The organism is Paraburkholderia sp. SOS3, from assembly GCF_001922345.1.
GTDB lineage: Bacteria > Pseudomonadota > Gammaproteobacteria > Burkholderiales > Burkholderiaceae > Paraburkholderia.
This window is the reverse complement of sequence record NZ_CP018812.1, coordinates 2,513,164-2,537,422: the sequence shown is the minus strand read 5'-3', so window position 1 is coordinate 2,537,422 and position 24,259 is coordinate 2,513,164. Positions and strand designations below refer to the sequence as shown.

20 protein-coding genes are annotated in these 24,259 nt (G+C 63.2%); 14 read left to right on the top strand and 6 right to left on the bottom strand.

The window, feature by feature from the left end; genetic code table 11:
- Positions 1–104 precede the first annotated feature (104 nt).
- On the top strand, positions 105–1,766 hold the full coding sequence (locus BTO02_RS31305; RefSeq protein WP_083615476.1) for a methyl-accepting chemotaxis protein: 1,662 nt from the start codon (positions 105–107) through the stop codon (positions 1,764–1,766).
- A 300-nt stretch (positions 1,767–2,066) separates the two neighbouring features.
- A complete protein-coding gene (locus BTO02_RS31300) occupies positions 2,067–3,737 on the top strand; it encodes an MFS transporter (RefSeq protein ID WP_083615561.1) in 1,671 nt (556 codons plus the stop codon).
- Positions 3,738–3,841: 104 nt separating this feature from the next.
- On the opposite strand, the gene BTO02_RS31295 is transcribed toward BTO02_RS31300, so the two are convergent.
- A complete protein-coding gene (locus BTO02_RS31295) occupies positions 3,842–4,576 on the bottom strand; it encodes a GntR family transcriptional regulator (protein WP_075160861.1) in 735 nt (244 codons plus the stop codon).
- 275 nt (positions 4,577–4,851) lie between these two features.
- On the opposite strand from BTO02_RS31295, the gene BTO02_RS31290 reads away from it, so the two are divergent.
- From BTO02_RS31290 to BTO02_RS31270, 5 genes are all read left to right on the top strand, one after another.
- Positions 4,852–5,553 (top strand): fumarylacetoacetate hydrolase family protein, encoded by a 702-nt coding sequence (locus BTO02_RS31290; protein ID WP_075160860.1) that lies wholly within the window; start codon positions 4,852–4,854, stop codon positions 5,551–5,553.
- Positions 5,550–6,434: a polysaccharide deacetylase family protein gene (locus BTO02_RS31285; protein WP_075160859.1), complete on the top strand. Its 885-nt coding sequence runs from the start codon at positions 5,550–5,552 to the stop codon at positions 6,432–6,434. Before BTO02_RS31290 ends, BTO02_RS31285 begins: the two co-directional genes overlap by 4 nt.
- 89 nt (positions 6,435–6,523) lie before the next feature.
- The gene (locus BTO02_RS31280; protein WP_083615475.1) at positions 6,524–7,801 is read left to right on the top strand and encodes an MFS transporter; all 1,278 of its coding nucleotides are present in this window, start codon (positions 6,524–6,526) and stop codon (positions 7,799–7,801) included.
- 55 nt (positions 7,802–7,856) lie between these two features.
- Positions 7,857–8,882 carry an ABC transporter substrate-binding protein gene (locus tag BTO02_RS31275; RefSeq protein WP_075160857.1) on the top strand — a complete coding sequence of 342 codons (1,026 nt, stop codon included), beginning with the start codon at positions 7,857–7,859 and terminating at the stop codon, positions 8,880–8,882.
- A gap of 43 nt (positions 8,883–8,925) precedes the next feature.
- Entirely contained in the window at positions 8,926–9,969 is a 1,044-nt protein-coding gene (locus BTO02_RS31270; RefSeq protein ID WP_075160856.1) for a porin, read from the top strand.
- Between the two features lie 38 nt (positions 9,970–10,007).
- On the opposite strand, the gene BTO02_RS31265 is transcribed toward BTO02_RS31270, so the two are convergent.
- A complete protein-coding gene (locus BTO02_RS31265; protein ID WP_075160855.1) occupies positions 10,008–12,059 on the bottom strand; it encodes a right-handed parallel beta-helix repeat-containing protein in 2,052 nt (683 codons plus the stop codon).
- Positions 12,060–12,583: 524 nt separating this feature from the next.
- Between BTO02_RS31265 and BTO02_RS31260 the strand changes: the two genes are divergently transcribed.
- From BTO02_RS31260 to BTO02_RS31235, 6 genes are all read left to right on the top strand, one after another.
- Entirely contained in the window at positions 12,584–14,374 is a 1,791-nt protein-coding gene (locus BTO02_RS31260) for a VRR-NUC domain-containing protein (RefSeq protein ID WP_075161568.1), read from the top strand.
- Positions 14,371–16,737 (top strand): helicase C-terminal domain-containing protein, encoded by a 2,367-nt coding sequence (locus BTO02_RS31255; RefSeq protein ID WP_075160854.1) that lies wholly within the window; start codon positions 14,371–14,373, stop codon positions 16,735–16,737. Before BTO02_RS31260 ends, BTO02_RS31255 begins: the two co-directional genes overlap by 4 nt.
- 39 nt (positions 16,738–16,776) lie before the next feature.
- On the top strand, positions 16,777–17,268 hold the full coding sequence (locus BTO02_RS31250) for an SRPBCC family protein (protein WP_075160853.1): 492 nt from the start codon (positions 16,777–16,779) through the stop codon (positions 17,266–17,268).
- A 290-nt stretch (positions 17,269–17,558) separates the two neighbouring features.
- Positions 17,559–18,338 (top strand): acetoacetate decarboxylase, encoded by a 780-nt coding sequence (locus BTO02_RS31245; RefSeq protein ID WP_075160852.1) that lies wholly within the window; start codon positions 17,559–17,561, stop codon positions 18,336–18,338.
- A 65-nt stretch (positions 18,339–18,403) separates the two neighbouring features.
- Positions 18,404–19,186, top strand: coding sequence for a 3-hydroxybutyrate dehydrogenase (locus BTO02_RS31240; RefSeq protein WP_075160851.1), 783 nt, complete (start codon positions 18,404–18,406; stop codon positions 19,184–19,186).
- Positions 19,187–19,199: 13 nt separating this feature from the next.
- Positions 19,200–20,453: a DUF3734 domain-containing protein gene (locus BTO02_RS31235; RefSeq protein ID WP_075160850.1), complete on the top strand. Its 1,254-nt coding sequence runs from the start codon at positions 19,200–19,202 to the stop codon at positions 20,451–20,453.
- Between the two features lie 86 nt (positions 20,454–20,539).
- Here BTO02_RS31235 and BTO02_RS31230 read toward each other — a convergent pair whose 3' ends face one another.
- A complete protein-coding gene (locus BTO02_RS31230; protein WP_075161567.1) occupies positions 20,540–21,604 on the bottom strand; it encodes a phytoene/squalene synthase family protein in 1,065 nt (354 codons plus the stop codon).
- Positions 21,605–21,911: 307 nt separating this feature from the next.
- Between BTO02_RS31230 and BTO02_RS31225 the strand changes: the two genes are divergently transcribed.
- On the top strand, positions 21,912–22,322 hold the full coding sequence (locus BTO02_RS31225) for a DUF3597 domain-containing protein (protein WP_075160849.1): 411 nt from the start codon (positions 21,912–21,914) through the stop codon (positions 22,320–22,322).
- Between the two features lie 96 nt (positions 22,323–22,418).
- Here the strand turns inward: BTO02_RS31225 and BTO02_RS34585 are convergent, their stop codons facing one another.
- The 3 genes from BTO02_RS34585 to BTO02_RS31220 all read right to left on the bottom strand — a co-directional run bounded on the left by BTO02_RS34585 (position 22,419) and on the right by BTO02_RS31220 (position 24,076).
- Positions 22,419–22,571, bottom strand: a complete 153-nt coding sequence (locus BTO02_RS34585; protein WP_156884039.1) for a hypothetical protein — start codon at positions 22,569–22,571, stop codon at positions 22,419–22,421.
- Between the two features lie 94 nt (positions 22,572–22,665).
- The gene (locus BTO02_RS34580) at positions 22,666–22,815 is read right to left on the bottom strand and encodes a DUF3563 domain-containing protein (protein ID WP_232243599.1); all 150 of its coding nucleotides are present in this window, start codon (positions 22,813–22,815) and stop codon (positions 22,666–22,668) included.
- 124 nt (positions 22,816–22,939) lie between these two features.
- Positions 22,940–24,076, bottom strand: a complete 1,137-nt coding sequence (locus BTO02_RS31220) for a porin (protein WP_075160848.1) — start codon at positions 24,074–24,076, stop codon at positions 22,940–22,942.
- Positions 24,077–24,259 lie beyond the last annotated feature (183 nt).

Here is a 24,259-nt window from a genome sequence, read left to right as displayed (position 1 = left end):
TTCTGCTGCGACCTTGCGACTGAACACCAGAGGCATGCGGCCGGAACGAGGCGCCTTGTTGAAATTGCGGCTCGACCCACACCATAAAGACGGAGACACAGGAGATGCATAAGCTCGGTTTCGCGCAAAAGCTGTGGTTGCCGCTCGTCGTGAGCCTCGTGGCGCTGCTGCTGGTGTCCGTGTCGGCAGCATGGCTTTCGCGGCAGACGCGTATCGACGAACGCAAGAATGATCTGATCAATGTCGCGCATGTCGGTCTGTCAATCGTCGAGGAATACGCGGCGCTCGCGAAAAGCGGTGCGATCCCGGAAGCCCAGGCGCGCAAGGAGGCGCTCGCGCGGCTACGCGACATCCGATACGGCGAGGACGGCTATCTGCTCGTGATCGACTCGACGCCGCGCATGGTCATGCATCCGATGAAGCCCGCGACGAACGGCAAACTGCTGGCGGGCATCGCGGACGCGGACGGCCGCCATCACTATGTGAGCTTCGCGCAGGTCGCACAGTCGCCGAACGGCGGCTTCGTCGATTATGTGTTTCCGCATCCGCATTCGACCGAAGCGGTCGACAAGATCGGTTATGTCGTGCGTTACGCGCCGTGGGACTGGATCATCTCGACGGGCGCCTACGTCGACGATATCGACGCGGCCTTCATGGAGACGCTCTATGTACTTGGCGCCGTGTTCGTCGTGCTTGCGCTTGTCCTCGCGTCGCTCGTCTGGATGATCAACCGCAGCATTCTGCGCACGATCGGCGGCGATCCGCGTTATGCGGCGCAAGTGGCCGGCGCGATCGCCGAGGGCGATCTGACGGTGACGATCGAAATGCGCGCGAACCGAACCGGCTACGACAGCAGCCTGCTGAACGTGATGCAGCGCATGCGCGATGCGCTGACCGGCACCGTGCGGCAGATCGGCGCGGCCGCCGACAGCGTCGCGACCGGCGCGCGCGAAATCGCGACCGGCAGCGCGGACCTGTCGGTGCGCACCGAAAACCAGGCGGCGTCGCTCGAGGAAACGGCCGCCAGCATGGAAGAGGTGACGTCGATGGTCCGGCAAACGGCCGAACACGCGAAGACGGCGAGCCAGCTCGCGGTGAAGGCCGCGCAGATCGCCGGCGACGGCGGCAACATGGTCGCCGACGCGGTCGCGACGATGCGCGATATTTCGGCCGCGTCGCAGCGCATGGTGGAGATCATCGCGGTCATCGAAGGCATCGCGTTCCAGACCAATATCCTCGCGCTGAATGCCGCGGTCGAAGCGGCACGCGCCGGCGAAGAAGGGCGCGGTTTCGCCGTGGTCGCGGCGGAAGTGCGCTCGCTTGCGCATCGCAGCGCCGCGGCCGCGAAGGAAGTGCGCGAACTGATCGGCAATGCGGTCGGCAAGGTCGGCAGCGGCGCGCAGCTCGTCGAGCAGGCGGGCGGCACGATCGACGGCGCGCGCGATGCGATCGCGCAGGTCACGACGCTGATTCAGGAAATCGCCGCGGCGGCGTCCGAGCAGAGCTCGGGCATCGAGCAGGTGAACCTCGCGGTCACGCATATGGACACGCTGACGCAGGAGAACGCCGCGCTCGTCGAAGAAGCGGCGGCCGCCGCGCAGTCGCTGACCGAGCAGGCGGTGATTCTGCAGAACGCGCTGCGCGCATTTCATCTGCATGAAGACGAGGTGCGGCATACGCAACATCGACACGCGAGTGGCCGCGCGGCCGGCACGGCGGCGCAAGGCGCGATCGCGGCCGCAGTGGAGTACGCCGCCGCGCTTTGAGCGTCGGCTCGATCCCCGGCTGAGGGCCGATGCATCGGGCCCTTCTTCGGTTCGCGGGAATAAACGACGCGAAGGCGATGTTAGTGATGCAAGCGGTGCAGACGTAGCGAACGGCCTGGCGCGACCCAGGCTGTGGCGCAAACTGGTGCGCGCCACGCTCCGTCTGTCATTTTCTTGCGCTTTCAGCGACTTACGGACTGTGACTTGCCGATTCGTAGCGGCAGTGCCACAGTCTGCACAGCGCTCGCGCAGTGCGCCGCTCTTGTGCCGCTTGCGTTCTTCACTCTCGCCGACGCCATCATGATTCCCGCTATCGCCGCCTATGAGCCGGGCAGGCAGTTGCTGCCGTTTCGCGAATCGCTGCTAGCCATGCTCGGGATCGCGTTCGTCGCGATGCTCGTCGCACTCGATCAGACGATCGTCGGCACCGCGTTGCCGCGCATCGTCGCGGACCTCAAGGGGTTCGATCTATACGCATGGGTCGCGACGTCCTACATGCTCGCATCGGTCATCACGATTCCGATTTTCGGGCGCCTCGGCGACCTGTTCGGCCGCAAACCGTTTCTGATCGCCGCAATCTCGCTGTTTACCGGCGCCTCGGTGCTGTGCGGCATTGCCTCGAACATGCTGTTTCTCGTCATCGCGCGCGGCCTGCAAGGCATCGGCGGCGGCATTCTGATCGGCACGGTGTTCGCGACGGTCGCCGATCTGTTTCCGGATCCCAAACTGCGGCTGCGCTGGCTCGTGTTCGTCACGTCGGCGTTCGGGCTTGCGAATGTCGTTGGGCCGTCGCTTGGCGGCATGCTTACGCAGTCGGCGAGCTGGCGCTTCGTGTTTTTTGTCAACGTTCCGGTCGGCGTCGCGTCGCTGCTGTTCGTGCTGCGCTTCGTACCGCCGCTGCGGCACCTGCGCAAGGCGGGTCCGGTTCAGCTCGACTGGCTCGGCGCGTTCGTCGTCGCGGCGACGTTCGGCGCGTTGCAATTGCTGATCGAACTGCTGCCGAAGGAAGGCGTGAGCACGATGACGATCGTGCTGATGCTCGTGACCGTTGCATGCGGCAGCACGCTATGGTTCTGGGAAAGGCGCATGGGTTACCCGGTGGTGCCCATCGATATGCTGCTCGACCGGCGGCTTGCCGCGCTGTTTGCGATGTCCACGCTCGGGGGCTTCGCGCTGTTTTCGATGGTGTTTTATGTGCCGCTGCTATTTCAGGGCGGCTTTGGCATGTCGCCGCACGAATCGGGCATGCTGATCACGCCGCTGCTGCTCGGCACGTCGGTCGGCAGCGTGCTGAATAACCGGCTCGTCACGCGCATTCCGCGCGCGAACGCACTCATGTATATCGGCTTTGCGCTGTTTGCGGCGTCGTGTCTCGCGCTCGTCGCGATTACGGGCCATCAGCCGCATTACGTGTGGATGCTGTGCATGGCGCTGAGCGGCCTCGGCCTTGGGCTCGTCGCGACGAATCTGACGATCTGCTCGCAACAGCTCGTGGCGCGCGACCACATCGGCGCGGTGACAGCACTGCTGCAGTCGCTGCGGATTTTCGGCGGCATGCTCGGCACCGCGATGACGGGCGCGCTGTTGAGCCATCTCTATGTGCGCGGCGTGCATCGTTCGCTCGATTCGTATCAGGCGACGCAGTGGCTGCAGTCGTTCGCGAGCCCCGATTTGCGCGTCGACCATTCCCAGCAGGCCGCGCTGATCGAGCATCTGATCATGGCGGGGCACGTCGGCGGGCCGATGATGCAGGCGGCCCGCCTCGCGCTGATCGACTCGATTCATCTGGGTCTTGCGCTCGCGGCGGCAGCCGCGCTCATCGGGCTGTGCCTCGCGTGGTTCGTGCCGGCGGTGCGTGTCGTGTATCCGGACGACGGTGCGCCGGAAGGTGCGACGGCAGCGGCAGGCGCAGCAGCAGGCGTGGCGGCTGCGCAGGCATCCGCAGACGGGGCGGCGGCGCAGCCCGAATAGGTAATCGATAGGCGCAGGCTCCCCGAGTGGAGCCCTCCTGGGCGTCGCATGCGAGCCCATTGCAGTCGCGCATCGCCTGGCCGCGGCAGGCCTCGCCAGGCCATCTACTTCGTTGTCGCTTTTCTTTTACCCGCGCTTGCGCCTTCATTTTGAGCCGTATTCAAATGCCGGCTCGTCGCGCGAATCAACGATGTCTTCACGCTCACCACGTGCTGCCGCATCAGCGTCTCCGCCTCGCGTGGTTCGCGCGCGAGAATCGCATCGTAAATGCGGTGGTGAAACCGATGCCGCTCGCGAATGTCGTCGATCTCGAACGCAAGTATGTTGTGCGTCGAAGCTTGCGGAATCTGCTGGCACACGCGCAACACATCGGACACTAGCCGCGAACTGGCCGCCTGATGAATCACCGAGTGGAAGACCTCGTTGACCTCCGCGTAGTTCGCGCGCTGCTCGTTCGGCTCCGCGTCGCCCGCAAGAATTTCATCGCCGCGCGTAAGCGCATTTTCCAGCTGCACGCAGGCGTCGGCCGATAGGCCGCGCTCGGCCGCGAGCCGCGCGGCGAGACCTTCCGCAAGGGCGCGCATTTCATAAGCGTCGACGATTTCCGATAACGGAAAGGCGCGCACCGTGAAGCCTCGATTGGGCGTGTAGGTCAGCAGGCCTTCGCCTGCAAGCATCTGCAGCGCCGACCTCAGCGGCGTGCGCGACACCGCCAGTTCCCGGCTTAGCGAAACCTCGTTGATACGCGATCCCGGCGCAAGCACGCCATCGAGCAGATCCTGGCGTATGCGTTCGGCGAGTTCGCCCGACAGCGTGGCGGCAGCGGCTTTTTCGATCATAGGGTCCTCGGACTTGAGACGAGGCCGATTATAAATCAGTGGTGAGCACACTTATGGGTGATCGGGCCACAAAAGTATGCAAATCGCACGCTCTCATTCACTACTTGTGTGCGGTGGGGACTGACGCCTGACCATCTGTGATGTAAGCGCATCTCTGATATGAACGAACACAGATTGCTGCAGTGCCAAACAAAGTGAATACAATTTGGCGTTGACAACGAGTTATTGTACACAGATTATCTGGCCAACGAACGTTCACCACCAGGGAGACAAGCTTGACTGCTTCGTATGCCGTTTCATTGGCCACCACCGTCCTGGCGATAGCCGGCGAAACCAGCGCATTTCCGGTACGTCGCGTGTACTGCGTCGGCCGCAATTACGTGGACCACATTCGCGAGATGAAGGAGGGCGACGAGCGCGATCCGCCATTCTTTTTCCAGAAGCCGTCCGACGCTGTCGTCGCGAATGGCGCAGAGCTTGCTTACCCGCCGTGCACTGAAGATTTTCAGCATGAGATCGAACTCGTCGTCGCGATCGGCACCGACGGCGCGAACATTCCGGTGACCGAAGCGCTTGGGCACGTGTTCGGCTACGCGGTCGGCATCGACATGACGCGCCGCGATCGCCAGCGCGAAATGCGGGAACGCATGCTGCCGTGGGAGCTCGGCAAGTCGTTTGACGCATCGGCGCCGTGCGGCCCGCTGCATCCGGTCGCACGCGTCGGGCACATCGGGCGCGGCGCCATCGCGCTGTCCGTCAACGGCGAAGTGCGGCAAAAGGGCGACCTCGCGCAGATGATCTGGAACGTGCCGGAGATCATTGCGAATCTGTCGACGCAGTACGAACTGAAGGCGGGAGACCTGATCTTCACCGGCACGCCTGCCGGCGTCGGCCCGGTCGTGCCGGGCGATCGCATCGAAGGCTCGGTCGAAGGGCTCGGCGCCATCCATTTCACAATCGGCTCGAGGAAATCATGAACCTGTTACCGAACGAACGTCTCGCGTATTCGCCGATCGTCGAGCGGTCGAAGCTCGCGTTGCCGGACGGCGCGCGGCTCGCCGTGTGGGTGATCGTCAACATCGAGGAATGGAATCCGCGCGAAACGATGCCGCGCACGGTGCTGACGCCGCCTGCCGGCGGCTCGCCGACACCGGACGTGCCGAACTGGGCATGGCACGAATACGGCAATCGCGTCGCATTCTGGCGCATGCTCGATGTGTTCGATACGCTCGGCATTCGGGCCGCCCTCGCGATCAACGGTTCGGCGATCCATAGCTACGAGCCGATTTCGCGCGCGGCGCTCGAGCGCGGCTGGGAGTTCATGGGTCATGGCTTCAGCCAGAAAAACATGCAGAAGGTCGAAGACGAGCGCGCCGATATTCGCAAGACCTCCGAAGCGATCCGCGCATTCACGGGACAGGCGCCGCGCGGCTGGCTCGGGCCGGGGCTGACCGAAACATGGGAGACGCCGGACATCCTCGTCGAGGAGGGCTACGACTACGTATGCGACTGGGTGCTCGACGACCAGCCGCTGTATCTGAAGACGCGCACGAAGCCGATCGTCAGCGTGCCGTACACGCAGGAGTGCAACGACGTCGCCATGATGCTGATCCAGCACCATGCCGCGGCCGAGTATCGCGATCGCGCGATCGATCAGTTCGAACAGCTTTACGCGGATGCGCACAAAGAGCCGCGCGTGATGGCGCTCGTCGTGCATCCCTACATCATGGGCGTGCCGCACCGGATGCGCTATTTCCGCGAAGCGCTTGCGCACATCAACGCACGGCCGGGCGTTGTCTTCACGACCGGCAGTGCGATCTGCGATGCGTTCGTCGCGTCGGCGCCGCAACCGGGCTAAGCGCGAGAACGTCGCGCGCGGGCCTGACCGGTCCGCGCCGCTCCCATGACAAAGGCGGCCGCGCGGCTGCCGCTCTCTTCGAGACGTTGATGAATAGTCCTCTTTCGCGGCCTGCGCAGCAGGCAGGGTTGCGTCCGTCCGGTTCGACGTTGGCCGCTGTTGCGATGTTCGTCGTGCTGCTCGCGTCGTACTCGATCAACGCGATGGATCGCCAGATTTTTCCGCTGCTTGCGGCCGACGTGCGCCACGAGTATGGCTTCGGGCTTGCGCAGATCGGCTTGCTGTCGACGATCTTCACGCTCGGCATGGCCCTCGCCGGCGCGCCGACCGGCTTCCTGCTCGCCCGGCTGTCGCGCAGAAGCGCGACGATCGTGGGCATTGCGATTTTCTCGATCGGGACCGTGCTGACCGCGAGTGCGCACGGTTTCGCCGAAATGCTGCTGTACCGGGCCGCGACCGGCATCGGCGAAGCCATGCAGTTGACGGTGATCATCGCGATCGGGACCAGCTACTTCACTCGTTTTCGTTCGACTGCGGTGGGCGCGGTGAATTTCTCGTTCGGCGTCGGCGCGATTATCGGGCCGGTGGCCGGCGCTGGCCTTCTCGCGATGAGACACGAGTGGCGGTTCCCGATGATCGTGTTCGGGCTGCTGGGCTTCGCGGCAATCGTGCTGATCCTGATTGCGGTGCGGCCGTGGTTCAGCGAGACACGCACAGCTGAGCGCCACGACGATGCAGGAATTGCCACCGCGCATACGCTGTGGAATCGCAACACCGTGCTGCTCACCGTGCTGAGTCTGATCGGCGGGCTGATCATCTATGGCTATCTCGGGATGTATCCGACTTTCCTGCGTGAACATCTTGGCTTTACGCCGGCGATGACCGGCCGCGTGATGAGCGCCTACGGGTTCGGTGTGTTCGCATCGATCGCGGGCGGCTGGATAGGCGACCGCCTTTCGGCGCGCAAGGTACTCGTCGTGAGCTTTCTGATCGCGGCTTTGCTTGGCTACGGACTCTTCTATGCGGCCACCACGCTCTTCGCACAAGCGTTGCTGTCGTTTGTCTGGGGGCTCGTGGTGAGCGGCGTGATCTACGTGAATCTGGCCGGTTATCACATTCGCTCGGTCAGCGGCCATCTGAATAACAAGGCGTCGGGTGTATTCGTGTCGAGCCTGTACGGATCGGCGTCGATCGCCGGCTACACCATCGGCTGGCTTGCGACGTCCAGCGGGTGGTCGACCGCCGGACTCGAACAGATTTCACTGCTGGCTTTTATCGGCGCGTTGCTTGCGCTTGCGCTGCAACCGTCGCGCATGGCGTTGCCCGCCAGCCGCGCGAGGGAAACCGCGCCGTTGACCGCCAAATAGCCTGAACGTTGTCTTCGTGCATCTTGCTGGTTTACATATTTAGGATCATTGAACAATGAAAGCAATTGGAAAATCATGGATGGCGGCATTCATCGCCGCGGCACTGATCGCATGCGGCATCAGCGCGGCGCCGGCCGCGCAGGCGCAGCAGGCGCCCAAACTGGGCGACGTGACGGTCAATGTGTTTCCCGGCGGCTTCAACTGGCCGAGCTACGTGGCCGAAGATAAAGGCTTCTTCGAGCAGCATGGCATTCACGTGGTCCTGCAAGGCACGACCGGTTCGGTCAACCAGATGACCGACCTGTCGCAGGGCCGCTTCGACATTGCGATGACCGCGATCGACAACATCGTCGCGTACGTGGAAGGCGAGGGCGAAGCGCCGATCGGACCGCAGCCGGATTTCGTCGCGGTGATGGGCAGCGACAGCAGTTTCCTTTCCCTCGTGGCGGCGCCGGACATCAAGTCCTATGCGGACCTTCGCGGCAAGACGCTGTCGGTCGACGCGCGCACCACCGGCTACGCGTTCGTGCTGTACGACATGCTGGCCCGCAAAGGCTTGCAACCGGACGACTACACGATCGAGACCGCGGGCGGCATGGTGCAACGCTGGGCGGCGCTACAGCAGCACAAGCAGGTCGCGACGCTGCTGTCCACGCCGTTCAACATCCTTGCGCGCAACGATGGGTTCAACCAGATCGCGACGGCCACCGATGTCATCGGCCCGTATCAGGGCAACGTCGCGGCGACACGCCGTTCGTGGGCGCGCAAGAACAAGGCGAAGGTGGTTGCGTTCATCCGCGCATACGTCGAGGCGATCGACTGGCTGTATGACCCGAAGAACCATGACGAAGCGATCGCGATCCTGCGTAAGAACGTGCCGCAGATGACGCCCGCCCTCGCTGCGACCACCTATGGCGAGTTGCTCGATCCGCAGGCGGGATTCTTCCGGAAAGGCCGGATGAACGTTGCCGGCATTCGCACGGTGCTTGCGCTGCGCAGTCGCTACGCGACGCCCCATAAAAAGTTGACGGACCCTTCGAAGTACTACGACCCGACCTACTACCGTGCCGCGATGCGCTGAGCGCGCCGCACATCAACAGAACAACAAGCTACGGAGGTATCAGATGAACAGGAAACTGCCGCGCGCGTTCCCTGCGGTGGCGCTCGCCGTGTTGTGCTGGAGCGGTCACGTTGCGGCTCAGTCCAGCGTGACGTTGTACGGCGACGTCGACGCATTCGTCGGCGCGAAAAAGGCCCTGGGCGGCAAGACCGCCTTCATGTTGGGCAATGGGGGCGCGACCGCGTCGTTCTGGGGCATGAAGGGCGCGGAGGATCTCGGCGGCGGCTACCAGGCGGTGTTCGAACTGGAGAGCTATTTTTCGGTGCAGAACGGCACGTTCGGGCGCTTCGCCGGCGACGGGTTCTTTTCGCGCAATGCGTGGGTCGGCGTCAGCGCGCCGTGGGGCAAGCTCGTGTTCGGTCAGATCGGACCGCTCTACTGGAACTCGACGATCTTCTACAACCCGTTCTTCAATTCGTTCGTGTTCTCGCCGGCCGTGATCCACACCTACGTCGCGGTCAACGGGCAGGGCGTCGGCGGCGGCGGCGGCGAGTGGAGCAATGCCGTGACGTATTCGTCGACGTTCTACGACGGCTGGCAGCTGAACGCGCAGTATGCGTTCGGCAATGCCGCCGGCGAGCCCGGGCAGAACAAGTGGGCGGGGCAGGTGCAGTATCGCGGCGCCTCGCTGACCGCGAACGTCGTCTACCAGCAGATCAAGTTCAACAGCGTGCCGGGCGATTTCGCGTCGAGCGTGCCCGGACTTTCGACGCAGTCGGCGGTGCAGGCGGGCGCGACTTACGTCGTCGGCATCGTCAAGCTATATGGGCAATATCAGTACATCTCGAATGCGATTGCGGGCGGCGGTTATCACGTCAATTTCGGCGAGCTCGGGGCAGCGATCCAGGCAGGCACCGGTACGGTGCTGATATCGGACGGCATGTCGAAGAGCGGTGGCGAGCGCGACGAATTCCGCAACACGTGGTCGGTCGGCTACGACTATCCGCTGTCAAGACGCACGCTTGTCTATGCCGCGGTGCTTGGCGATCACGCTACGCATTTCTCGTCCGGTTATACGGTCGGCGGCGGAATTCGCACGCTGTTCTAGCGAGCGATGCGCGCGCGGTTGCCGCGGCTCGCTCATGCCTACGGTTGATTCGTCGAACTCGCGGCGACGGGCGGGGGCGGCGCCGCCGCCGCTGTACCGAACAACGAAGGCGTGAAACCCGCGGCGATGGCAGGCGATGACGGCGAAATCGTGAAGTCGCTGAAAGTCTTGCGGTCGGCGTCAGCGATTGCACTCGTGAACACGACACTGCTCGCGTCGAACACCTGTCCGGGAACGAAGAACGGCTGTGCGCCGGCGTCGATGTCGGTTGGGCTTCCGTTGATTACGATGTTACGGTCGAATACGTTTCCGACCGGCGCGCCGAGGTGGTTCTGCAGAATGTTGGGCAGCGTCGGATATTGGGTCGAGTACGGCGGCTGGTCATAGGGCACCGCGCGCAGTTCGGTCTGGAATATACCGTTCGGATTGACGGCATCGGGGTTTTGCCATGACAGTCCGCGCGAATCGACATGGAGCGCCGGCGACGAGTTGGCAAAGAGGTTGTCTTCGACGACGTTGTCGCGCCCGCCGCCGATGAACACCGCCTGGTTCACACGCGAGAATACGTTGCGCCGGATGATCGTGCCGCTTGCCTCGTCATCGAGATAAACGCCGACCGTCGCGTCGGGCAGTGTCGTCGTGCCGATGTCGTGGATAAAGTTGTCTTCGATCACCGTGCCACGCGTGGTCCAGTCGCGGCCCGTATATATGGCGCCGGAGTCGGCGGTTTCGGTGACGACGTCGTAGATCTCGTTGTCCGAGATCACGTGGTTGTTGCCGGTGAACAGGATCGCAGCATGCGGACCCGAGTAGATCGTGTTGCCGCTCACGCGATTGCCGACGCCGGCCACATTGACCGCGGGGCGGTACGCGTGCGAACGCCGCGCGAAGTCATGCAGGTCGCTGTTGTCGACGAATGCATTGCCTGGCGCAAGCGTCGTGCGATTGCCGGTAACGATGACAATGCCGCCCTCGCCCGTGTGCGCGAGCTTGATCGAGTCGAAGCCGCTGCTGCCCGCGTTCGAAAACGCGCCGCGGCCTCCCATGTTGCTCAGCGTCGTGTTTTGCACCACGATGTGGCCGCCGCCGTTGAGATCGATGCCGTCGCCTCGCGCGATATCGAACACAAGGTTGCTGATCGTAAGATTTACCGCGTTGTTCACGGTGAGCAGCGTATCGACGACGGACGCCTGCACATCGCCGCTCATCATCGGAAACGGTGGCCAGAGGAACACGCGCGCGGTGGCCTTATCCACGTAATACTCGCCTGGCTGATCGAGTTCCGAGAGCGCGTTTTCGATCACCACGCGTTGACCCTGGAGCAATCCGAACTCAGGCGCGGGCGCTTGCAGCGTGAGCACGCCCGACGAAGGATTCACGGACGTCACCGGAAGCGTCGTGTCGGCCCAGTCCCGCGCCCAGTAGCCCATCGCTTCGAGGTTCGGTTCGTGCTGCCATGCGCTGGGATGACCGCCCGAGACGGTGAACGTAAGGCCCGTCGGCCCGTCGGGCAACGACTGGATCTTGGCGAAGCCGGTGTTGGGCCAGCGCGCCACGGTCATCGGCGCATCGCGAAAAAAAATCTCGAGCGGAGCCGGTGTGATCGGGATGTTATAGCCGTGCCGTTGTTCCGTGCCGAGATCCGTGATGCCGTTGTTGCTGAGACTTGCAACGACTACGTTGCCTCGTGCGGCAGACGGTAGCCGTGCGAGCGACGCGGCATCGGTGACGGGTGTGAAGCCGGACAGCAGCTTGCCGCCGGTGATGATGGCGCGGCCACTGGTCGGGCCTGTGATCGTGATCGGTGTGCTGCTCCACGTCGGATCGGGAGACACGACGAGCGGCGCGCTGAGACGATAAGTACCCGCTGCAAGCACGAAATTCAGGCTGTCGATGTTGCTTCCCGCGAACCCCTTGTTCCTGTTGAGCACGGAAAGTGCGTCGCGCAGGCCCAGGTTGGGCGAAGTGAGTGTGACTGGATTCGGTGCGGGCGTCTGGCCGCTTTCGCGGGCATTCGTTGCCGCGGGGGTCACCACGACGTCCATTGCCGCGCACGGCGTGCACAGAACGAGCGCGAGAAACGCCAGCATGGGTACGCGCGATGTGCAGTATCGAGCATTCGCAAAGCGCGAAGCGTTCGCGACGACATTGCTTGCGCGTGAGTGATACCGGGTCAGTCCGCGACGAAGGGAGTGAGTGAACGTCATATCGGTTCCTGCAGGTTGAGGATCCGTTGAACCCTACGCGAGGCCACGCGCGGTCGATACTCAACAGTTGGATAGGTGTGTCGGATTTACGGCTACCGTAGAACGCGCCATCAGGTCGTGCGTGCGACAGTAGCAGTGTGACGGTCCGAATGTGACGACATCGCGAAGCGACTTGGCCAGACCCGACAAGAATCCGGTTGCAAGAGATGGGCCGCCCATCGCGATTGGGCCAGTCTGCAATCTCCGTATTTCGATTTCACGAAAAGCGCGACCGTCTGGCGCATTGGCGTTTCCGTGCAGCGCGGGTCGGGTGAATCGTGCGCATTGCCATGATGGCTGTATAAATATACAGTTCGTCTGATTCGCCCATTTGCTCGAGGCTCTCCCGCTTTTTGACCGCCAGCGCCGTGCCGAACGACACCCCGGATCCGCTCTATTACCTGCGCAATTTCGAACGCGCGCTTGCATGGCTCGCCGAACGCTACGCCGATTTGCTCGACGATGCCGAGCGCGCATTTCTCGATGATTTCGCGCGTCTGCCTGAAGCGTCGCGCGCGTTGCTTACGCGCATGGTGATGCGCAAAGGCACGCTCTTTCGCACAGGCCGGCTTGTCTATCGCGAGATCGGCTGTCCGCTCGCGGCAGCGAGGCCGCTCGTCGCGGCGGGATGGGTCGACGCCAATGCGCTGCTGACGCTCGACGAACTGTTCGATCTATCGACGCGCGTCGAATTGCTTGCGTGTTTTCGCGGGGAACTGGCCGGGGCGAAATCCGCGCGCAAGCAGGAATGGCTCGCGCTGCTGCGCGATAGTCATGCCGATGCGCGCCCGTACAGCGAATGGCATGCGCAAGCCGACGAGCAGGTGTTGCGGGTCAGTGTCGCGCCGCTGTGCGAACGCTTGCGGCTGATGTTTTTCGGCAATCTGCAGCAGGACTGGTCCGAGTTCGTGCTTGCCGATCTTGGCGTCTATCAATACGAGCCCGTTGCATTTGCAGCGTCGTCGCGAGCATTTCAGAAGCGCGGCGATATCGATATCTATCTCGCATTGCACGCGTGCAGCGACACGCTTGGCGAACTCGAAACGCTCGCGGCGACAGGCAACGATCCAACGACCGAAACGCTGTTCGATGCACTGCTGAGCGCAGTCGACGAGATCTCGACCGAGAACGCATGGCTTGCAATGCGGCGCGAAAAACTTTTCTATCGCATCGGATACTGCGCCGAACGTCATCGCCGATGGGATACGGCAACGGCTATTTACGCGCGTTGCGCATGGCCCGGCGCGCGTCATCGGCGCATACGCGCGCTCGAACTGGCCGGCCGGGTGCAGGAGGCGCTGACGCTCGCGTTGCAGGCCGCGAGCTTACCGGAGAGCGAAGAAGAAAGTCAGCGGGTGGCGCGCATGTTGCCGCGGTTGCAGCGGCAGACGGGCGTGTCGGCGCGATCGGTTCGGTCAGCGCCGCAAGCTTCGCGTGACAGGCGCGCCGCGGTGTCCGCTGACGCACATGCGGTTCCGCGCAGCATGCTGACACTCGCGCGGCCCATCGAGGCGGCCTCGGTCGAATACGTCGTGCTCGATCATCTTCGCGAGCAGGATGCGCCGGTGTACTACGTCGAAAACGCGCTGATCAGTTCGCTGTGCGGGTTGCTGTGCTGGGAGCCGGTGTTCGCGGCGCTGCCGGGGGCGTTTTTTCACCCGTTTCAACGCGGTCCCGCCGATCTGCATGCGCCGGACTTCTACACAAAGCGCGCCGCGATGTTCGATGCATGTCTTGCGCAACTCGACGACGAAACGGGTAACCGCTATCGCGAGACGATACTGCGCCATTTCGAAAGCAAGGCAGGGCGCCAATCGCCGTTCGTGTTCTGGGGACTGATGACGCGCGAGTTGCTCGATCTCGCACTCGACTGCTTGCCGGCCGCGCATCTGAAGCTGTTTTGCGCGCGGCTTTTGCGCGACGTCCGCGCGAATCGCTCAGGCTTGCCCGATCTGATCCGCTTCTGGCCGCGTGAGAGGCGTTACGAACTGATCGAAGTGAAAGGGCCCGGCGACCGGCTGCAGGACAATCAGGTCCGTTGGCTTGCGTATTGCGTGCAACACGGCATTCCGGTGCGCGTGCTCGACGTGCGATGGGCCGACAGTGTCGACGGCGAATCCGATGACAATATGGCGCGTGCACCGGAGGCGATCGCATGAACTACGTGGTTGCCGTGCGCACACTGTGCGAGTTCACCGCAAAGCGCGGCGATCTCGACTTGCGCTTCACGCCGGCGCCAAGCGCAGCCGAAGGCATGGCGGGGCACACGGTCGTCGCCGGCCGGCGCGACAGCGGTTACGAAACCGAAGTCACATTGAGCGGCGTCTATCGCGGCCTTACGGTGCGAGGCCGCGCCGATGGTTACGACGCCGCGCGCAACAGGCTCGAAGAGATCAAGACATACCGCGGCGACCTCGAGCGTATGCGCGAAAACCATCGCGCGCTGCATTGGGCACAGGCACTGATCTACGGGCATTTGCTGTGCGAAGCGCGCGCGCTCGCGGAGCTCGACGTCGCGCTCGTCTACTTCGATATCGTGAGCCAGAAAGAGACGCTGTTGACCGGGCGTCATACGGCGGCCGCTTTACGCATGTTCTTCGAGGAGCAATGCGAACGCTTTGTCGCGTGGGCCGAACGCGAGGCATCGCACCGCATCGCGCGCAATGCGTTTCTAGGCGAACTCGGATTTCCGTATGGCGCATTTCGCAGCGGCCAGCGCGAGCTGTCGGTGGCCGTTTACCGGGCAGCGCGCGACGGCCGCGCGCTGCTCGCGCAGGCGCCGACCGGCATCGGCAAGACGCTCGGCACGATTTTCCCGTTGCTGAAGGCGTGCGCGGAAGATCATATCGACCGCATTTTCTTTCTGACCGCGAAAACGCCGGGCCGTGCGCTCGCGTTCGATGCGCTCGATGCGTTGGAGCGAGCGTGCGCAAACCGCGCTGAAAGTGGCGTCGGCAACGATGCTTCCGATTGCGCGGAGATCGCGTCCTCTGCAGGCAGCAGCGAAGCCGGCAACGCGCCAATGCGCTCCTTCCCGCTGCGCGTGCTCGAACTCGTCGCACGCGACAAAGCCTGCGAGCACCCCGGCAATTCCTGCGACGGCGAATCGTGCCCGCTCGCACGCGGCTTTTACGATCGCGTCGCGGCCGCACGCGAGACCGCATTGCGCTCGACGCGCCTGTCGCGCGACGCGGTGCGCACCGCTGCGCTCGCGCACGACGTCTGCCCGTACTATCTCGCGCAGGAACTCGCGCGCTGGTGCGATGTCGTGATCGGCGACTACAACTATTACTACGACAGCAGCGCGCTGCTCCATGCGCTGACGCAGCTGAACCAGTGGCGCGTTGCCGTGCTCGTCGACGAGGCGCACAACCTGCCGGATCGCGCGCGCCGCATGTACACCGCGACGCTCGATCAGCACGCGTTCAAGGCCGCGCGCCGCGCCGCGCCGGCCGCGTTGCGCAAGCCGTTCGACCGGCTGAACCGCGAGTGGAACGCATTGACGCGCGAACGCACGGCGCGCTACGAAGTCCTGCCCGGCATTCCGGCGCGCATGCAATCGGCCGTGCAAAATCTGATCGCGGCGATTACCGATCAGCTATCCGAAGCGCCATTCGGCGCAGATGAGACGTTGCTGCGCTTCTACTTCGACGCGCTGCATTTCATGTCGCTCGCGGAAGCGTTCGGCGACCATTCGCTATGCGATGTGACGCTCTCGACGCCGTTGCGTGCGGAAGAATCACGCAGCAAACCCGCAACATCGCTTTGTGTGCGCAATGTCATTCCTGCGCCGTTTCTCGCCTCGCGTCACGCGGCTGCGCGCACCACCGTCATGTTCTCCGGCACGCTCGGCCCGCAGCACTATTACCGCGACATGCTGGGGCTTGCCGGGAACACCGGCTGGCTCGACGTCGAGGGCCCGTTCAGGGCCGAGCAACTGGCCGTGCACGTCGCGTCTCACGTATCGACGCGCTGGCGCGATCGCGAAGATTCGATCGCGCCGATCGTCGAACTGATTGCGCGCCAGTATGAGGCTCGGCCCGGCAATTACCTCGGCTTTCTGAGCAGCTTCGACTATCTGCAGCGCGTTGCCGCATCGTTGCGCGCGCAACATCCGCACGTGCCGATATGGACACAGGAGCCCGGCATGGACGAAGCGGCGCGCGACGCATTCGTCGCGCGCTTTCGCACCTCGACGTGCGGCATCGGCTTCGCGGTGCTCGGCGGCGCGTTCGCGGAAGGCATCGATCTTGCCGGCGAGCAGTTGATCGGCGCATTCATTGCAACGCTCGGTTTGCCGCAGATCAACGACGTCAACGAGCAGATGCGCCGTACGATGCATGCGCAATTCGGCAACGGCTACGACTACGTGTACCTCTATCCGGGCTTGCAGAAAGTCGTGCAGGCGGCGGGCCGCGTGATTCGCACCGAGCATGACGTCGGCGTCGTGCATCTGATCGACGACCGCTATCGGCGTGCCGACGTGCGGCGCCTGCTGCCGCGCTGGTGGCGGGTGCAATGATCGACGAACGTCATCGATAAACAGAAACGTGAGGACGGCATGCAATCGGGCGAGTACCGGCTATCGACAGTCTGGCGTCTCGAAGCACCGCTCCCTGCAGTGTGGACGGCTATTCACGATTCGGCGCGCTGGCCCGAGTGGTGGAAAAACGTCGAACGGGTGGCGGCGCTCGAAGCCGGGTCGAGCGACGGCGTGGGCGCGCTGCAGCGCTACACGTGGAAGGGGCGGCTGCCTTATCGCGTCGTGTTCGACATGCGCGTCACGCGTATCGAGCCGCTTGTCGCGCTCGAAGGCATCGCGAGCGGCGATCTGGAGGGCACAGGCTGCTGGCGCTTTTCGCACGATCCCGGCGGCGTTACCGTCGTGCGCTACGAATGGCGCGTGCATACGAAGCGCGGCTGGATGAACGTGTTCGCGCCGCTTGCGAGGCCTTTCTTTCAATGGAACCACGACTTCGTGATGCGCGAGGGCGGCATCTCGCTCGCGCGTCTGCTCGGTGCGCGACTCGTCAGTATCGAACATCGATCATGACACTATGATGTTGGCGTTCCGCGATGAATGCGTTGCGAAAGCATCGCGCCTATCCCCCTGGGCACTACCCGGCTAATCCGTTTCGGGCAAGAGTGCGGTCCAAGGTGCTCGCACGCGCGGTGCGGACATATGTCGTTAACACATCGTCCTTACATTGGAGTGCGAATTCGAGCCGCCAATGTTGCAAAAGCATCAATGTATTTTTTTGCAAACCGGGAGCAGAAACGCCGCACGTTCCTTTACGATTCCAGATGTGCCCACGCACGCCTGACCCAAAAGGAGAGGACTTCATGGACATCGATTCGATTCGCAAAGCCGCCTTTGCGATGCCGGTTCATAACCCATCGTATCCGCGCCCGCCGTATCGCTACCGGAATCGCGAGTACTTCGTCATTTCATATGAAACCGACCCTGAAGCGCTGCGCGCGGCTGTACCCGAGCCGCTGCGTCCGGACGACGGCCTGGTTCATTACGAGTTCATTCGCATGCCCGATTCGTCGGGTTTCGGCGATTACACCGAAAGCGGCCAGGTCATCGCGGTGCGCGATCCGCAAGGCAGAATCGGCAACTACACGCACGCGATGTATCTCGACGACGAGAGCCCGATCGCGGGCGGCCGCGAAATCTGGGGCTTTCCGAAGAAGCTCGCGCGTCCGCGTATTTCGGTGGACGGCAACGACACGCTGCTCGGCACCGTCGATTACGGCACTCAGCGCATCGCGACGGGCACGATGGGCTACAAGCACAACTTCTGCGACATCGAGACCGAGCGCCGCAAACTCGCCGAAACACCGAACTATGTGCTGAAGGTCATTCCGCATGTGGACGGCACCGCTCGCGTCTGCGAACTCGTGCGCTTCTTCCTGCGCGACGTGACGGTGCTCGGTGCATGGAGCGGCCCGGCCGCGCTCGAGTTGCATCCGCACGCACTCGCGCCGGTCGCGGACCTGCCGGTGCGCCGCGTGATCGGCGCGCGGCATTTCATCGCCGACCTCACGCTCGACATCGGCGAAGTGGCGTTCGACTATCTCGCGGCCGTCGATACGCTGAAGCCCGCCGCGAACGAATAATCGGTCGAACGCGTTCCGGCTCGTTTCGCATCGTATTTCCCAATTATTGGCTAAGGATTCCTGATATGACGTTGAACAACAAGGTCGCCGTCGTCACCGGTGCGGCAAGCGGTATCGGCGAGCAATGCGCGCGCAAGCTCGCTGCGCAGGGCGCGAAAGTCGTGATCGCCGACCTTTCGCTGAAAAATGCGCAACAGGTGGCAACGAGTATCGACGAGAGCGGCGGCAGGGCATTCGCGGTCGAAATGAACGTGATCGACGAAGACGCCGTGAGCCGCGGCATCGACGCAGCGGTTGAAAAATTCGGCAGCGTCGACGTGCTCGTGTCGAATGCGGGCATCCAGATCGTGAACCCGATCGAAAACTACGCATTTGCCGACTGGAAGAAGATGCTCGCCGTGCACCTCGACGGCGCGTTTCTCACGACGAAGGCGGCCATTCGCCACATGTACGACAGCGGCCGCGGCGGCTCGATCATCTACATGGGCTCGGTGCACTCGCACGAGGCATCGAAGCTGAAGTCCGCGTACGTTACCGCGAAGCACGGCCTGCTCGGCCTGGCACGCGTGGTCGCGAAGGAGGGCGGTCCGCGCGGCGTGCGCGCGAATGTCGTGTGCCCTGGTTTCGTGCGCACGCCGCTCGTCGACAAGCAGATTCCCGAGCAGGCGAAAGAACTCGGCATTTCCGAACAGGAGGTGATCAGGAACGTGATGCTCGGCGATACGGTCGACGGCGAATTCACGACCATCGACGACGTCGCGAATACGGTTGCGTTCCTCGCGGGTTTCGAGTCGGCGGCGCTGACGGGGCAATCGATCGTCGTCAGCCACGGCTGGTACATGCAGTAACGGAGGCGCACGCATGAGCAGCAAGACCAACAAGCCGGCGCGGCAGGCGGAGTCGTTCATGTTGCCGCGCTATGACGAGATTGCGCTGGTGCTGCAGGGCGGCGGCGCGCTTGGTTCGTATCAGGCGGGCGTCTACGAAGGGCTCGCCGAAGCGGGCGTCGAGCCGCATCGCATTGCGGGCGTATCGATCGGTGCGCTGAACACGGCGATTATCGCGGGCAATCCGCCGGAAAAGCGCGTCGAAGCATTGCGTGGCTTCTGGAACGCGATCTGCCATCAGCGCGGGTGGCTCGGCAACCTCAGCGCGTGGGCTCTGCCGGGGCTGGACCAGCACGAACTCGCGCGTCGTTGGGCGAGCATGATCGCGGCGGGGCGCGCGCTGACCGAAGGGCAGCCGGGCTTTTTCGCACCGCGCTTTCCGTTGCCGCTCGCGGGTTTCTCGAAAGTGAGCCCGAGCGAGGTCAGCTACTACAACACGGCCGCATTGAAAGAGACGCTGCTTGCCTTTGCCGATTTCGACCGTATCAACGACGGCGGCATTTGCGTGTCGGTCGGCGCGGTCAATGTGCGCACCGGCAACCTGACGAGCTTCGTCAATCGCAAGATGCGTTTGACGCCCGAGCATTTCATGGCGTCAGGCGCGTTGCCGCCCGGCTTTCCCGCAGTCGAAATCGACGGGGAGTTCTACTGGGACGGCGGCCTCGTGTCGAACACGCCGCTGACCGAAGTGCTGCGCGATGCGGATCAGAAAGATACGCTCGTTTTTCAGGTCGATTTGTGGAGCGCGCAAGGCAATCTGCCTGGCGATTTTCTCGACGTAACGGAGCGCGCGAAAGACATTCAGTACTCGAGCCGTACGCGCGCGGTCACCAATATGCTCGCCGAACGCCAGCGCAACGCGTGCTTCATCAAGGAATTGCTCAAGCACGTGCCGGGTTCGGTGATCAAGGCCGATCCGCTGTTCAGGCATGCGCAGAGGCTCGCCGACGGCAGTGCGATCAACGTCGTGCACCTGATCTACAGGAACAAGTCGTACGAAGGGCACTACAAGGACTACGAGTTCAGCATCGACACGATGAACGAGCACTGGGACAGCGGGCTCGAAGACATTCGCGATTCGTTCGCGCATCGCGACTGGTTCGACGTGCCGAGCCGCGACGTCGGGTTCGTCACGCACGACGTGCATCGGGCGAAAGGGACGTTGCCGGAGTCGGACAAGCGCTTGCGCGAGTTAAGCGGTGACTCGCGGGAGGAAGAGGCGGCGTGAGTTTGCGGACGGTTGTTCAGGAGAATGAACGGTCCAGGCCATATCGATGCCGGCCCGCCGCTGGATTGCGGGCCGGCATCGCTTTTCTACCCATCGGCCTCAATCCGCCGTTGCGCATCGACGCGTGCAATGAGCCGCTGCATCCAGCCGCGCAGCAGCGTATCGGACATCACCGCCGGAATCGATAGTGCGAGAATCCGGTACACGTCGCCGCGTCTGATCTTCGATGCGCGCCCCGGTTCGAGCCAGAGCGGGTTCGCCACGAGCAACTCGAGCGTCTCGAGGCCGATCAGGATCGGCCATACGCAGGCAAGCCGCAAGCGGACCGCGCGCGCGGGGATCGCGAGCGTGTAGTCGATCGCCGCGCGGTAGTTCTCGAGCGCCTTGCCCACCAGTTCGTGCATCAGCGGTTGCGCGCGCAACGACGCGTCGGGCTCGAGCAGATCGCGGGGCGCGAGGCCGAAGCGCTCGAGCAGCGTTGACGGCAGATAGCAGCGGCCAATGCGCAGATCCTTGCTGCAATCGCGAAGCACGTTCGTCATTTGCAGCGCTTTACCGAAGCGTACGCCGCGCTCGATCATCACATCGGATGTTTCGCTTAGCGTGCCGGGCAGATGCGCGTACGTCATCTTCGTCCAGAATTCACCGACGCAGCCGGCCACCATATACGTGTAGCGGTCGAGCGCGTCCCACTCGCGCAGCGCGACGATATCGCCCGACTGTTCGTCGGGGAAGGTGCGCAGGTCGAATTCCATCCCTTGCGTGAGCGTCGTGACGATTTCGCGAACCGCATTGCGGTCGTCATCGCTCAATTGCGGCAGGATCGCAAGCGCCGGCTCGAGCGATTCGAGCAGCACGCGTTCGTCCGATTGCGTTTGTTGCGCGGCGACCTGCACGGCTACGCGCCGCATCTGCGCGCGTTCGTCCGACGCGCCGTTCACTGCGGCGCGCAGCGACAGCAGCAGCGAGAGACGTTCGGCCGGCGGCACGATCGACGTGTCCGCAATCGTATCGGCCGCACGCGCTAACAGATAGGCGAGACCGATCGGGTCGCGCATACCGGGCGGCAGCACGCGCAGGGTCAGATAGAACGAGCGCGAAACACCTTTCAGAAGCGGGCCGAGCAGGAAGGCCCGGGTCGGATTGGGCATAAGCGGAGTCGAATGAAATGCCAAGCGGATTAAAAAGCTGCCGCATTGTATACGGCAAAGCGGCACAAGGCTCGCGAGACGGTCGAATGGCGTGAGACGCCGGCCGGATTCGCGCGCGAGTCGTCGGCGCGTGGTGAGTTGTGTGCGGCGTGTTTTCGATACGGCCGATTCTTTGACTATGCTAGATTCGGCGCCCGCCTGATCGTACGCGAGGCGATGCGCGTCGCTTCGCACTCGCTGCTCGCGCAGGCAGCGCCCTCGCACGAAGGGTGTTTCGGCAACCCCCTCTATTTAGCGGAGAAAAGACATGAGTATTTTCGGCACGATCCTCAGCAAGATCTTCCCCACCGGTCATCCTGCTACGCAAAGCACCGCTGATACTGCAAGCGCTCCAGCGCCTGCTCAAGCCGCGCCCGCTGCGAGCGACGCGTCGGCGGCAGCGCCGGCCGCCGCTGCGCAGCCCGTCGATGTCGAAGCGGTGCTGAGCGGACTCGCTTCGCAACGCTCGGAAACGCTGAACTGGCGTACGTCGATTGTCGATCTGATGAAGCTGCTCAATCTGGACAGCAGTCTTAACGCGCGCAAGGAGCTCGCTGGAGAACTGCACTACACCGGCGATACGAACGATTCGGCGTCGATGAACGTCTGGCTGCACAAGCAGGTGATGACGAAGCTCGCCGAAAACGGCGGCAAGGTGCCCGACGATCTGAAGAACTAAGCGAAATGCCGAACGCGTGCGGGCGGCACGTCCACCGTGCCGCCACGCTTGCCACGCGCATCGCGCGCATCGCGCTCATTGCGATGCGCGTGGCGGTCAGTTCCGATGCCACGCGTGATTGATGCCAAACGCATGACGGCGTTCGTAGTCGGCGTGCCGGGCTTCGTATGAGTAGTCGCTATCGAGCGGCATGTCGAATTCCGGATAGCGGGGCGCAAGCAGATCCATCAGCATGAAGATGCAGGTCATGACAGCCTCCGACGTGAATCGCTGGTCTTCACCGGCGACGAGGTCGAGCGAGGCGGGCCCGGGAGCGGCGCATTGCCGCCGGGCGGTTCGCTCTTTACAGGTTCGTGTACGCGCGCGAGTTGTAGTCGCGCAGACGGCGCTCGACTTCGGCGAGGTCGGCCGCGCCTTCCAGATGGCGGTTCAGTTCGCGTTGTTCATTGCGTACGAACCAGCTGCCAATCTTTTCCATCAGGTATGCAAACATGATCGTCTCCATTGAGTGAGAGGTAAAACGCTTCCATGAGACGTATCGTATTGCCGCAGAATGAGCAGAAAATGAGGCTCGCGAGGCGCGCCGAACGCGGGGCAACCCAGGCCGGCACGCAGGGCTAGAACCGGTGCCGCAGCCCCACGGCAACCACGAGCTGCTGATCGTTCGATGAAGGCGTCTGGCTGGCGATATCGGCGCTCAGGCCGGAGCCGTCGCTATCGATATGCTGGTAACTCGTCTGCAGATAAACATCCGTGCGTTTCGAAAAAAGATAGTCGGCCTGCACCGACACCTCGTGCCACTTTGGACGATGCGACCCGCTGGTCGTCGAGAGCGCGCCGTCGGTGAAGGTGTACTCGCCGCTTACGCTGAACGTCGGCATCACCAGGTAGCTCGCGTTGACTTCGTAGTTCGTGAAGCTCGCGCCCTGGCCGTTCTGCGCAAGGCCGAGGCTATTCGGGCCGTTGATCGTATCGAGCCCGCCCAGTTGCGTGCGCGTCCATACGAAACCCACGCGGGCCGGTCCGAACGCATAGGCGACGCCGGCACCATAAGTGCGCTGCAGTGCTGCGATGAACGTGCGATCGGTCAGCGTCAGCGCGCCGTTCGTGTTGCCGCCGCCGCCGTTGTTCGCCTGCAAGTATCCGGCGCCGAATGTGAGCGGCCCCGCGTCGTACGACGCGCCGAAGCTGTAAAGCCGGTTATCGTCGAAACCGGGGTCGTTCGAGAATCCGTATAGCGCGCCGAATCTGAGGCCTGCGTAGTTCACGCTTGCGTACTTGATCGCGTTGTTCACGCGAAACGAATTGTTTAGATTGTCGTTGTCGTACGGATGCGCGGACAGGTTATTGCCGCCCGGATGCGTGCCGGTAAAGCTGAGCGCGGCCAGATAGTCGACGACCGAATCGTACTGGCGGCCAAGCGTTACGGTACCGAGGCGCGCGTTCGACAGCCCCGCATAAGCCTGATAGCCGAACAGACGGCCGCCCTGGCGCAGCGTGCCGTTCGTCACGCTGAAGCCGTTTTCGATTTCGAATATGGCCTTCGTGCTGCCACCGAGATCTTCGCGCCCGAGCAATCCCCAATGGCTGCCCGTCACGTCGCCGCTCGATTCCTGCCATGCGCTGTGGCCCTTGACGTTATTCGTATAGAAAATGCCGGCGTCGATCAGGCCGTACAGCGTGACCGCCGATTGCGCGTGGGCGTGACACGTAAAGGCCGCGGTGCACGTCGCGACGATGAGTGTGCGCTTCATGTGTGTCCGGAAACCGCCGTGATATAGTTTGAGTTAATGAGAATGATTGCCATTTGAGGTGGCAACTGTAGCGTTCCGATGTAATGGCGATGTGTTGTCGCGGCGCAGTTTTGTAATGGAATGTGTTGGCTTGCTTGCGATGACCAGGCGCGCCATTGGAATGAAAGGAACGAAAGGCTCGGG